Raw genomic sequence first — 13,003 nt, forward strand, 5'->3', positions numbered from 1 at the left:
AGGCTCTGAGCAGGGGCGGCATTCGTCACACGGGTGCTGCTTTTGTTGACGCATTTTTTCGCATCGGAACATGTTCATTTTTGAGCATCTGACGCGGCGCAACCATTCAGGTCGCGCTGCGTTTTAGCGCTTATATAAAGGACTTTCGTGATCCGGCGACTCCACCTGTGCGTTGCAATAGAGCATTGCAAACCCGCACGCGCGCAACACAGTGCGGCAACATGTCGCACGGTGTTGCGGTGTAATAGATCGTTGCAAAATCCAGTATTTATATCCGGTTGGCGACCCCCTATTATGCGATCGCTTACTAAGGGAGAGCGGTCGAATGACGTTCGTTGAAGTCGTAAAAGAAGGGCAATGGATATGAAAGGAAAGACTCTGCGAGGGTCGATAGGCATCCTTTCCGCTGCCCTCATGTTGTTGCTCTCGGGTTGCAGCAACCTCGATATTTTGAATCCGAAGGGAAGTGTGGGGCTGGCGGAACGTGACCTGATTGCCACGTCGACGTGGGCCATGCTGATCGTGGTCGTTCCGGTTATCGCGCTCACGCTGCTGTTCGCATGGCGTTATCGCGCGTCGAACAGGCATGCCGAATACCGTCCGGGCTGGGTGCATTCGACCGGCATCGAAATCGCCATCTGGACGATTCCGACGCTGATCATTCTGTTTCTCGCCGTGCTGACGTGGAAGAGCACGCACGAGCTCGATCCGTATAAGCCGCTCGAGTCGCAGGTGAAGCCGATCAACGTCGAAGTCGTCGCACTCGACTGGAAGTGGCTCTTCATCTATCCCGACCTCGGCATTGCATCGGTGAACCAGCTGGCGTTCCCGGTCGGCACGCCGGTGAATTTCGTCATCACGTCCGACACGGTGATGAACTCCTTCTTCATTCCGCAACTCGGCGGCCAGATCTACGCGATGGCGGGTATGCAAACGCGTCTGCATCTGATTGCTGACGAGGCGGGCAACTATGCAGGCACCGCGGCGAACTTCAGCGGCAAGGGTTTCTCGGACATGAAGTTCCGTGCACTCGCTACGTCGCCTGACGAGTTCAATGCGTGGGTCGCCAAGGTACGCGCTTCGTCCGACCGTCTCGACATGGACCGCTACCACGTGGTGTCGGCGCCTACAGAGAAGGAACCGGTGCGCTACTTCTCGTCGGTCGATCCGAAGCTCTTTCACAACATCATTGCCCGATACAACAACGGTAACGTCCTCGACAACATGAAAGACGCTAACTGTGCGCCAAAGGGTAAGGGGTAACGCATGTTCGGAAAACTCTCACTAGACTCGATTCCGTACCACGAGCCGATCATCATGGTGACGGCTGCCGGGATCGCCCTCGGCGGTGCGCTCGTTCTGGGTCTGATCACCTATTTTGGCAAGTGGCGCTACCTGTGGACCGAATGGTTCACATCGGTCGACCACAAGAAGCTGGGCGTGATGTACATCGTGGTTGCGCTCATCATGCTGTTCCGCGGTTTTGCGGACGCGATCATGATGCGTACCCAGCTAGCGCTGTCGTATAACGCGCCAGGTTTCTTGCCGCCGCATCATTACGACCAGATCTTTACTGCGCACGGCGTCATCATGATTTTCTTCATGGCGATGGCGTTCATGGTCGGCCTGATGAACCTCATCGTGCCGTTGCAGATCGGTGCCCGCGATGTTGCGTTCCCGTTCCTCAACTCGTTGAGCTTCTGGATGACCGCGATCAGCGCGATCCTGATCAACATCTCGCTGGTGATCGGTGAATTCGCGCAAACGGGCTGGCTGGCTTATCCGCCACTGTCCGAATTGCAGTTCAGTCCAGGTGTCGGGGTCGATTATTACCTGTGGAGTCTGCAGCTCTCCGGTATCGGCACGTTGCTGACTGGCGTGAACTTCTTCGTGACCATCGTCAAGATGCGCGCGCCGGGCATGACGTTCATGAAGATGCCAGTGTTCACGTGGACCGCGCTGTGCACGAACGTGCTGATCATGGCCTCGTTCCCGATCCTGACCGTCACGCTCGCGCTGCTCGGTCTGGACCGCTACCTCGGCATGCACTTCTTCACGAACGACGGCGGCGGTAACGCCATGCTGTACCTGAACCTGATCTGGGCATGGGGTCACCCTGAGGTGTACATCCTGATCCTGCCGGCGTTCGGTATCTTCTCGGAAGTCGTGGCTACGTTCGCCAAGAAGCCGCTGTTCGGCTACAAGACGATGGTGTGGGCAACCTGCGCGATCATGGTGCTGTCGTTCCTCGTGTGGCTGCATCACTTCTTCACGATGGGTTCGGGCGCTGACGTCAACGCGTTCTTCGGTATCGCGACGATGGTCATTGCCATTCCGACCGGCGTGAAAGTGTTCAACTGGCTGTTCACGATCTACAAGGGCCGTCTGCAGTTCACGACGCCGATCCTGTGGACCCTCGGCTTCATGGTCACTTTCACGATCGGCGGTATGACCGGCGTGATGATGGCGATTCCAGGCGCGGACTTCGTGCTGCACAACAGCCTGTTCCTGATCGCTCACTTCCACAACGTGATTATTGGTGGCGTGCTGTTCGGCTACCTGGCCGGTTTCAATTACTGGTTCCCGAAGGCGTTCGGCTTCAAGCTGAATGAGAAGTGGGGCAAGGCGTCGTTCTGGTTCTGGCAGATCGGTTTCTGGGTTGCGTTCACGCCGCTGTACGTGCTGGGCTTCATGGGCATGACGCGTCGTCTGAATCACTATGACAATCCGGATTGGCATCCGTGGCTGATATTCGCGTGGGTCGGTGCAGTGCTGATCGCCATCGGTATCGCTTGCCAGGTGCTGCAACTGGTGGTCAGCATCCGCGATCGCAACCTGCCGCAAAACCGCGACGTTACGGGCGATTCGTGGGACGGTCACACGCTGGAATGGGCAACGAGCTCGCCGCCGGCGTCGTACAACTTCGCGATCATTCCGGACGTGCGTGAACTGGACGCATTCGCTGAAATGAAGTTGCGCAAGAATCGGCCGAAGCCGGTGTATCGCGACATTCACATGCCGTCGAACACGTCCGCGGGTCTGGTTGTGGCGATGTTCTCGCTGGTGCTGGGTTTTGCCGCTGTGTGGCACATCTGGTGGCTCGCGATTGTTGGTCTGGTCGGCTCGATCGGTACTGTGATCATTTACAGCTTCCAGAAGAACGAAGGCTTTTACATCCCGGCCGCCACGGTTGCGGCGATTGAAGGAAAACGCTCCGGCGCCGGTGCGCAGGTCGCGATTGAAGAAAAACGCGCCGGCGCCGATGCGCAGGTCGCGTTGGAGGTGGATTGATGTCAAACAACACTCTTGCGGCGGGCTTGCATCATCACGATGCGCATCATGCCGATCACCCGCCGTCGCATTCGGTATTCGGCTTCTGGCTGTACCTGATGACAGACTGCATCATCTTCGCGTCGCTGTTTGCGGTGTTCGCGGTGATGCAGCACCAGTTCGCGGGTGGGCCGAGCGGTAAGGATCTGTTCGAGATCCCGGGCGTCGCGCTCGAAACGACGATGCTGCTGCTGAGCAGCATCACGTATGGCTTCGCGATGCTGGGTGCGCATAAGAACAGGAAGGGCGTGCTGCTCTTCTGGCTCGGCGTGACGTTCCTGCTGGGTCTTGCGTTCCTCGTGCTGGAAATGCGCGAGTTCTCGCACCTGATCGCCGAGGGCGCTGGCCCGAGCCGTAGCGCGTTCCTGTCGTCGTTCTTTACGCTGGTCGGCACGCACGGTTTGCACGTGACGTGCGGCCTGATCTGGATGGTGGTGCTTGCCGTGCAGGTGATGCGTCATCGTGACCTGACCGAACGCGACATGATTCGCCTGACGTGCCTGAGCCTTTTCTGGCACTTTCTGGACGTCGTGTGGATCGGCGTCTTTACCTTTGTCTACCTTGCGAGCGTGATCTAAATGGACCATAGCCATCACTCACACTTGGCGCACCCGGACGAAGGACACGGGGGTGGAAGTCACGGCAGCATTGGCAGCTATGCGACGGGTTTCATCCTGTCGGTCATTCTGACTGTCGCGGCCTTCGGCCTCGTCATGAACGGGACGCTGACGGGCGAGAACGCATTGCTCGCGATCGCTGGCCTTGCGTTCGTGCAGATCATCGTGCACCTGATTTTCTTCCTGCACATGAATACGTCGTCGGCACAGCGATGGAACATCATGGCGTTCGGCTTTACGGTGCTCACGGCCGTGATTCTGATCATCGGCTCGTTGTGGATCATGCATAACGTCAGCATGCACATGATGTCGCGCTAGGCGGAAAACGGAGCAGGTTGGGAAGAACCCCCGCAAGGTGAAAGCCTTGCGGGGGTTTTCTTATGTATTCGCCATGACGGCGCCGAGACTGTCGTCAGGCGCTGTCACGCGACGGCGCGGTATATCAAAAAATAGAACCTGAGAGTAGTAGTGCGGCAACGCGAGAAGACCAGGACCGCCGGGACGTCAGTGTTGACGCTTCCGGCGGCGCCGCATTCGCACGGCTAAACGCCGATCAGCTGATCGTTAGTTCATTTCGAGTGAAGAGTACGCCCTTGGCGGAAATGCCATGACGCATGATGGATTCCGTTGTGGTGACGGGCGACGATAAGGTGACAGCGGTGCTGGCCATGAATGGCGGCCGGAACATCTGGTTGGACGATCCGCATGTCGCGCTGATGCTGCTGGTGTTTTTTGGCGTGCGCCGCACGACGGGTATGCTGTGGCGTGGGCTGGTGCTGGAGACTGAATTGCCCGCGCCGAAGTCCTCGCAGACGCTGATTGCACATTGCGCGGCGCCGCGCGCCGATCTCGCGCCGTTTGCCGCATGGATTGGAGTCGGTACGAATGCAGCTTATGCACCGGGATTGAATGGAGGCAAGGGGAGTCGGGGCGCGCAAATTCAAACAATATCTAGAGAGAAAAAGACCATGCAGATTCATCCAGTGATTCTTTGCGGTGGAAGCGGCACCCGGCTGTGGCCGATGTCACGCGGCGGATATCCGAAGCAATATCTCAAGTTGACGGGCGAAAACACGCTGGTTCAGCAAACCGTACTGCGCCTGCGCGGTATCGCCGACGTCGCATCGCCGATCGTAGTCACAAATAATGAACAGCGCTTTCTGGTGGCCGAACAGTTGCGCCAGGTCGATGTCGTGTCGTCGGCGATCGTGCTCGAGCCGGCCAGCCGCAACACGGCGCCGGCTATCGCGGTGGCGGCGTTGCTGGCGTTGCGCGAAAGCCCGGACTCATTGCTGCTCGTTCTGCCGTCCGATCACGTGATTACAGGCGAGGCGGCTTTCGTCAAAGCGGCTGAAGCAGCGGCCCAGATTGCCAAAGATGGCTACCTGGTCACTTTCGGCATCACGCCGACTGAACCGCACACCGGCTACGGCTACATCCGTGCGGGTGCGAACCTTGTCGAAGGCGAACCGACGTTTGCGGTCGATTCCTTCGTCGAGAAGCCGGACGCAGCGACAGCGCAGCGTTTTCTTGAGGAGGGCAGCTACTACTGGAATAGCGGCATGTTCATGCTGAAAGCTTCCACCTATATGGAGGAATTGCGTCGCTACGAGCCCGAAATCGCGAAGCGGGCGGAGCTTTCGTTCGAGGGTGCGCAACGCGACAACGACTTCCTGCGTCTCGAAGCACAAAGCTTCTCGGCCTGCCCCAACATCTCGGTCGACCATGCCGTGATGGAGAAAACGAAGCGCGCCGCCGTGGTCGCGGTCGCGGATTTGGGCTGGAACGACATCGGCTCGTGGACTGCGCTTGCTGACATTGCGGAGCGCGATGTGCAGCACAATGCGCTGATCGGTGACGTGCTGACCGATGCCATGACCAATTCGTACATCCGCGCTGAACACCGGCTGGTGGCCGCGATCGGGTTGGATAACGTCGTGATCGTCGAAACCGCTGACGCCGTGCTCGTGGCGCATCGCGACCAGGTGCAGGACGTCAAAAAGATCGTTGCGCAGTTGAATGCCATGGGACGTCATGAGGCGGTCACGCACCGTCGCGTGGTGCGGCCGTGGGGATCGTACGAAGGGATCGACAGCGGCGACCGCTTCCAGGTCAAGCGCATCGTCGTCAGCCCTGGTGCGCAACTGAGCTTGCAGATGCACCATCATCGTGCGGAACATTGGGTTGTCGTCAAGGGTACTGCGCTCGTCACCAACGGCGATAAAGAGATCATCCTGAGCGAAAATCAATCGACGTACATTCCGCTTGGGGTGACGCACCGGTTGCTGAATCCGGGCAAGATTCCGCTCGAGTTGATCGAGGTGCAGTCCGGCGCCTATCTCGGCGAGGACGACATCGTACGGTTCGAAGACACCTATGGGCGTGTAGCGAAGGTTCAATAGCGATCACGACTGTTCGTAGCGCACACGGCGGCGACGTAATTGCCGTGTGCGGAGCGGCCTTCGTTAAGACGCCCGGCAGAGGCATAACGCATAAACCCCATGCGTCTCGGCATGAAGCAGTCACCATGCCGTGTTCGAGATTGACCGGCCTCGAAACACGCGTTAGCATCGTTTCCATGACCGCTTCTATCCTTTCCCGTTCGCATTCTTTGCACGCATGCTGTTGCAGCCTGCCAAGGGGAGCTTGCATCTAGCGAGTCGAACTGTACATGTCCGTATCCCTGAGGCCACCCGTCACAAGACCGGTGGCTTTTTTGCTTTCGGTCCGTCCTTTTTCGTATTTTTAGCTCAGCCTTACATTTCGCTTTTACGTTCACTTACGCGCTCAACACCACAGGAATTCACATGCCACTCGTCCTGTACGACACCTGGTCGCGCACCTTGCGCGCTTTCACGCCGATTCAAGCGGACCATGTGGGGCTGTATTGCTGCGGCCCGACCGTGTACGACCACGCGCATATCGGCAACCTTCGAACCTATGTGTTCGAAGACGTGCTCCGACGCGTGCTGACGTTGAACGGCTACGTCGTGCGGCACATCGTCAATATCACCGACGTCGGTCATCTGGTTTCCGATGCCGACGAAGGCGAAGACAAAATGGAGAAGGGCAGCCGCCGCACTGGTGAATCGGCATGGGTGATCGCCGAGCGATATACAGATGCCTTCATGAGCGACTGGCACGCGCTGAACCTGCTCGAGCCTGCCCTGTGGTGCCGCGCGACCGATCACATCGTCGAACAGATCGCCTTCATTGCCGAACTCGAGCGCAACGGCTATACGTACCGCACGGCAGACGGCGTCTACTTCGACACAAGCAAACAGGATGACTATGGCTTTCTCGCACGTCTCAATGTCGCTGGCCTGCAGGCCGGCAAGCGTGTGGCACAAGGAGAGAAACAGCACGCGACGGATTTCGCGCTGTGGAAATTCAGTCCACCCCGCACCACGCGGCAAATGGAGTGGGATAGCCCATGGGGCCGGGGTTTTCCCGGTTGGCATATCGAATGCTCGGCGATGTCGGCGAAATACCTCGGCCCATGGTTCGACATTCATTGCGGAGGAGAGGATCACATTGCCGTGCATCACAGCAATGAAATCGCTCAGACCCAGGCGCGCCATGGAACCCGCCTCGCGAACTTCTGGATGCACGGCCATTTCCTCACGCAAGACGCCGGCAAGATGTCGAAGTCGGGCGGCGACTTCGTGCGTTTGCAGACCTTGACCGATCGAGGCATCGATCCGCTCGCGTATCGCTACTTATGCCTGGGCGCGCACTACCGGAGCACGCTGCGCTTCAATCTCGAAGCGCTCGATGCCGCGCAATCCGCGTTGGACCGTTTGCGTAGAGCTTATGTGCAATGGCCCGAAGGGGGCATGGCCGATGCGAATAGCGTCGAACGTTTCAAGGCTGAGGTCGATCAGGATCTGAATCTGCCGCGTGCACTCGCTGTGCTGTGGGATGTGGTAAGAAGCGATCTCCCGGCGCCGACGCGACGGGCGACGGTGGATCGATTCGACGCCGTGCTCGGACTTCGGCTTGCCGACTGGAAGGAAGATGTGCCTGCGATTCCCGCCGATATCGCGCTTCTCTTCGACGAGCGTGAAAAGGCACGCGCGGCTAAGGACTGGAACGAGGCTGACCGTCTGCGTGAGCAACTAAGAGTTGAAGGCTGGATAGTGGAAGACGGTCTGGGTGGACGGGTGCTGCGTCCGCGCGATACAGGGAAGTAACGATGTCCTGGCGTGGCGGCGCAAGGCGTTTTCAGGCGGCTGCCATGCTCGCGTGGCTGAAGGCGCATCGACAGGATCGAACGTCGATCTGCGCGTGAAAAGCGGGACCATGAAAGTAGACGGGCCACCATGCTGGCCCGTCTACTTTCGTGCGGTTTCTAGCATTGCCTAAAGCGGCACCACCACTGGCTCAGAGTGGCAAGGCGGCTTGCCGTATGGGAAATGGACAGGCCCACACCCCCAATGAATCGGCGGACACTCCCAGCCGCGCCGAATGACAACAGGCGGCATCATTCCACCGGGGCAAGCAGACGGTGCTTCCCGCGTGAGGCAGGCGATGCCGCCGCGGACGGATTGCGACGCCGAGCGGTCGAGTTCGTCGACGCGGGGCAGGTCTTTGAGGACTAGCGCTTTCATGGTGGATCTCCGGCAAGGTTGGATTAGCAGTGAGCCCGGGTATCGCCGCGCTCATTGGTTCCCAGTGCACACACCATGCCATCCGCCGCAAAGCCGCATGCCGTCCACATTCGACGATCTTGCGCACACAAGGTGGTTGGGATGGACCGACTCGCGACGCAACAGTGTCGGCACACTGCCAACATCCCCGCCCTCTATGGCGAACGAGACCGACCGCCTCGCAGTGGGATATCGCGTGCCGATCGATCCCGCGTTCGAATAACGTCGAATAACGGCGCGTGCCCTCAACCCTGCACGCCGCGCCATCCGGAGAGCAGCGCGGGCAAGTCGGCCATGTCCCGGAAGACGTGAACCGCGCCAGCGCCATGCAAGGCAGTTACGCTGCTGTGGCTCAGTTCTTTCGGACAGTAGCCGAACACCGTGGCGCCGGCGGCCACGCCTGCGGTCGCGCCCGTAACGGTATCTTCAACGACCGCGCAACGCTGCGGGTTCACGCCCAGCCCCGCGGCGGCGGCAAGGTAGACATCGGGATACGGCTTGCTACGCGGTGTTTCGTGACCGCTGAAGATGCGCCCTTCGAAGCAGTCGAGAATACCGGCCTTCGCCAGTTGCAATTCCACTTTGATGCGATCGGCGCCGGACGCGACAGCAATGCGTCCGTTGAGCGACGCGTAAAGCGCGCGCACTGTTGACGCCGCGCCGTCAATCGCCACCAGCTCGCGATCGAGCGCCTCATTTCGGCGCGCACGAAACTGCCTGAGCCAATCCGTTGTAATCGCGAAGCCGGTACGCGCTTCGATGAGGGCGGCTTCGTCCTTGACGGCCTTGCCGACAAAAATGCGCATCGTCTCTTCGACACTCAATTGCCAGCCCAACTCGCCGAGCATCTCGGTCAGCACACGATTGGTGATCGGTTCGGAGTCGACGAGTACGCCGTCGCAGTCGAAGAGTACGGCGTCGAAAGGGAAATCGGCCATCGGGCAGGGTACGGATAGAGGTCGCGGAACCGGCAAGGATACCTCACCGGCTCGCGCGACACCGCGCAAAGGCTCCTGCGGGAACTCAGGACCCTGCAGCCTTGTACCCGTCACTCAGCGTTTTCATAAACGCAATGATGTCCTGAATATCCCGATCCGTCATGGCCGGCTGATCGCCGAATTTTCGGTCAAACGGCGCATCGGCGACGTCGACATTGGCGTGATACTGCGCCGGCAGATCGTTGTACTTCTGTACCTTGCCCGAAGCATCCCGCGGATAGATCTTCTCAGGCGCCGTATTGCGCAGGTTGTAGAAGTCCATGACCTGTTTGAGATCGTGATAAACGCCGTTATGGAAGAACACCTTGCGCTCGGCCACATTGCGCAGCGTCGGCGTCAGGAACATCCCGCAGTACTGCGTTTCCTTGGTCATGTCATCGCGGAACGGCCCGCACACGCCCATATCGAAGAACTTCGGATCCCTATTGGCCGGAATGGCCGGATTGCGCGGCACCCCAAGCGCCTCGTACTGAGTGTCGGTGAACACTGGCGGCAAGCCATCCTTGCTGGGCTGACTCAAGTGGCAACCCGCACAATTAGCCTTGTCCTTATCGTTGAACAACTGCAAGCCATGTAATTCGGCGTGGGTCAGCCGCGCTTTACCTTCGAGCCAGTAATCGTACTTGCTGGTGAAAGCGTGGAATGACTGATCTTCGGTCTGATACCGTCCCACTGCGAACATGGCTTCCGAGATCAACAGGCTCGGATTGTTGACGATACCCGCTCCGAAGATCTGTTTGAACTGGTCCAGATATTTGGTTTGCAGCAGCTTGCGCGCCACATCTTCTTGCGTTGCATTGGCCATCTCCACCGGATTCATCAGCGGACCGATTGCCTGGATTTGCAGCGTATCGGCGCGGCCGTCCCAGAACAGTCCGCCTTGCGGCACCATCGCCGGAGCGGCAGGCGCGGCAAGCGCGGTCTTTTGCGCCCGCTGCACGCCGGCGGCCTGTGACGCCAGTTGCGTCATATCCACCGGCACGTCGGTATCGCCTTGATCCGGTCCGATGCTGAACGGCGCCTGACGGTACAGATACGTCAGCGACGGCGGCGGCCGGTAGCCGGCCTGATTCATGTGCGCGCCGCCGAGTTGAACCGGGAACGCGTTATCCGGCGCGTACGAATGCTGTGGGGAGTGGCACGACGCACACGACTGCGTACCCGACGCCGATAACGACGGGTCGAAGAAAATCTGTTTGCCGAGCAGCGCAACCGCGCTCAGCGGCGCGTTTTGCGGACTCATCAAATGAACCGGATGAGGATTCGCGCCGGTGATTTCTTCGACGATCGAGCCGACAGCGGGCGGCATCCGCTCCGGGTAGACGAGCGCGTACGCGCAAACCACGACGAGCGCGAGCACCATGCCGGCGGCGCTCCAGACGAGCAGCCTGAGCCACCGGCGAGGGGTCATGACGGCAGGCGCACCGGAAGGGCAGTCCACACGCGTGCCGCTCAGCTGGCCGGCGGTGCCGACAACTTCGTACCCAGGTTCTCGTCCAGATACACCGTCGGATTGTTGCCCGAGCCCGAGAAGTTGAACATGTTCATGATGCTGCCCGCCGTTGCATCGAACGAACCGTTGCCAAGGCGTTGACCGGCAAGCCAGTTGTCCTCGATGAACTTGACCACGGATGCCTGGGTGATCGGCGTATCGTCGACGAAGTTGACCTTCGCCCACGGCGACACCACGATAAACGGCGTGCGCGTACCCGGGCCGCAACGACCGTTCACCGGGCCGCCATTCACGCCCGGCGGTCGAACCGCGCCCGTTGCCGTGCACTGACCCGCGCCGATCAAATTGTCGCTGCCGGCCACCGTCTTGCCGCCCACGGATTGCGCCCTGGCCGAATCGAACGACGCGCTCGTCGGCGCCTTGTAGCGGTGGTCGTACCAACCATCCGAATCGTCGTAGGCGATGATCACGGCGGAGTTCTTCCAGTCAGGCTGTTGCTGCAGGAAGTTGATCACCTTCGTGACGAAGGCCTGCTCGTCGATCGGGTCCGAATTGCCCGGGTGACCGTCGCTGATTGCCGGCGCCTTCAGGAAGCTCACCGACGGGTAGTTGCCCGCTTTCACCGCGGCGAAGAAGTCATCGGTGTCGTACTGGTGGTGAACCGGCGTTGCCGTGTTGTCGAGCGGATCGGTCATGCCGATCACCGCCGCCGACGACGGACGCGTGTGCGCGAGGTTGGCCGTGGTCGCGTAGTACTGGAACCACGCGTGATGCTGCACATAGTCAGCCTTGGTCGCGTTCAGCACTGGCGAGAACGTCGAACGTGCGCAACCGGTGGTGCCGTTGGGATTGGTGGTCGTCAGGTTGAAGCCGCCCATGAAGCCGCCCCACGTCAGGCCCTTCGCGTTGAGCAGGTCGCCGATGTTCTTGTTGTTCGACGACATCGCGGCCGTCACCGTGCTGCCTGCCGCGGTCGTGCAGACGTCACCGGTCGGGTCGAGGTCGCCGATCAAGGTGAAGCCACCGGTTGAATCCGGAATCGCGTTGGCCGAGGTTCCGCCAGTCACCACGACTCCGTTGTTCTGGCCCGAGACGACTTCGAGTGCGCCAGGTGTCGACGGACCGTACGTGTCCGTGTACGCGTTCTGGTTCATCGCGAAGTTCTGCGCGTAGTTCCACAATGCCGTGACCGTGTTGCCGTCGAAGTAGCCGAGCACCTGGCCCTTCGTGGCGAACGCGCCGGTGCTGCCGGCAATCGTCGAACCTGACGCCGTGAACAGCGGGAACGAGTCCATCGCGCCGTTGTTATACGCGAGTTGTTCGGCGGCGTACGCGTGGTTCTGGCTCGACGTATTGGCTTGCGAACGATCGAGACGGAACGGCAGCAGGTCGGCTGCCGGCAGGCCGAGGCCCGCGATCGTCACGGCGCCGACCGTGCGGCCTGCCGTGTTCGGCGAGGTTGCCAGCGCGTTCGGGTTCGCGGCGATCAGGTTATTGCTGCTGAGGTTGTTGACCGCGGGCGTGCCTGCGGCTGCCGTAAATTGCGGTTCGCCGACCGGGTTGCTGGCTTGCGGGTAGGTCGCGAAGTAGTGGTCGAACGAGACGTTCTCGCCGAAGATCACCACCACGTGCTTGATCGGCGTGGCCGTCGCAACCACATCCTGCGCCGATACCGTTGCCGCGATAGCCCGCGCCGACGCCGCCGAGTTCACGCTATTGTTGCCGCATGCTGCGAGCGCAAGCATCGCGGCAAACGGGATGGGTAAGAGCGTTCTACGGAACATGTGACTGGCTCCAGATTCGGCTTCGCCGTTCAGCGTTTCCAGTGATGCACGTGTGGATGTTCGCTGGGGATACGGTTAGGAATACAGCAGAGATATCTTACCGCTAGCAACTGCGCGCATTGAAACATCTGCTGATTACGATTTAAGGGCGCGAATATTACGTTTTTCATCT

10 protein-coding genes are annotated in these 13,003 nt (G+C 59.9%); 6 read left to right on the forward strand and 4 right to left on the reverse strand.

The window, feature by feature from the left end; genetic code table 11:
- Nucleotides 1-363 precede the first annotated feature (363 nt).
- From cyoA to cysS, 6 genes are all read left to right on the forward strand, one after another.
- Nucleotides 364-1,263, forward strand: a complete 900-nt coding sequence (cyoA, locus tag AYM40_RS25585) for a ubiquinol oxidase subunit II (RefSeq protein WP_063500696.1) — start codon at nt 364-366, stop codon at nt 1,261-1,263.
- A 3-nt stretch (nt 1,264-1,266) separates the two neighbouring features.
- Nucleotides 1,267-3,291: a cytochrome o ubiquinol oxidase subunit I gene (cyoB, locus tag AYM40_RS25590; RefSeq protein ID WP_063498973.1), complete on the forward strand. Its 2,025-nt coding sequence runs from the start codon at nt 1,267-1,269 to the stop codon at nt 3,289-3,291.
- Nucleotides 3,291-3,908 (forward strand): cytochrome o ubiquinol oxidase subunit III, encoded by a 618-nt coding sequence (gene cyoC, locus AYM40_RS25595; RefSeq protein ID WP_063498974.1) that lies wholly within the window; start codon nt 3,291-3,293, stop codon nt 3,906-3,908. The genes cyoB and cyoC overlap by 1 nt, the downstream gene beginning before the upstream one ends.
- The gene (gene cyoD / locus AYM40_RS25600; RefSeq protein ID WP_063498975.1) at nt 3,909-4,265 is read left to right on the forward strand and encodes a cytochrome o ubiquinol oxidase subunit IV; all 357 of its coding nucleotides are present in this window, start codon (nt 3,909-3,911) and stop codon (nt 4,263-4,265) included.
- A gap of 650 nt (nt 4,266-4,915) precedes the next feature.
- Entirely contained in the window at nt 4,916-6,349 is a 1,434-nt protein-coding gene (locus tag AYM40_RS25605) for a mannose-1-phosphate guanylyltransferase/mannose-6-phosphate isomerase (RefSeq protein WP_063500697.1), read from the forward strand.
- 405 nt (nt 6,350-6,754) lie between these two features.
- Entirely contained in the window at nt 6,755-8,140 is a 1,386-nt protein-coding gene (gene cysS, locus AYM40_RS25610; protein WP_063498976.1) for a cysteine--tRNA ligase, read from the forward strand.
- Between the two features lie 168 nt (nt 8,141-8,308).
- Here cysS and AYM40_RS39030 read toward each other — a convergent pair whose 3' ends face one another.
- From AYM40_RS39030 to AYM40_RS25625, 4 genes are all read right to left on the reverse strand, one after another.
- Nucleotides 8,309-8,557, reverse strand: coding sequence for a hypothetical protein (locus AYM40_RS39030; RefSeq protein ID WP_082855300.1), 249 nt, complete (start codon nt 8,555-8,557; stop codon nt 8,309-8,311).
- Nucleotides 8,558-8,841: 284 nt separating this feature from the next.
- Entirely contained in the window at nt 8,842-9,534 is a 693-nt protein-coding gene (locus AYM40_RS25615; RefSeq protein WP_063498977.1) for an HAD family hydrolase, read from the reverse strand.
- Nucleotides 9,535-9,619: 85 nt separating this feature from the next.
- On the reverse strand, nt 9,620-11,005 hold the full coding sequence (locus AYM40_RS25620; RefSeq protein WP_420488510.1) for a cytochrome-c peroxidase: 1,386 nt from the start codon (nt 11,003-11,005) through the stop codon (nt 9,620-9,622).
- 41 nt (nt 11,006-11,046) lie between these two features.
- Nucleotides 11,047-12,831 carry a phospholipase C gene (locus AYM40_RS25625; RefSeq protein WP_063498978.1) on the reverse strand — a complete coding sequence of 595 codons (1,785 nt, stop codon included), beginning with the start codon at nt 12,829-12,831 and terminating at the stop codon, nt 11,047-11,049.
- Nucleotides 12,832-13,003 lie beyond the last annotated feature (172 nt).

Source organism: Paraburkholderia phytofirmans OLGA172, from assembly GCF_001634365.1.
In the GTDB taxonomy this organism is placed as follows: Bacteria; Pseudomonadota; Gammaproteobacteria; order Burkholderiales; family Burkholderiaceae; genus Paraburkholderia.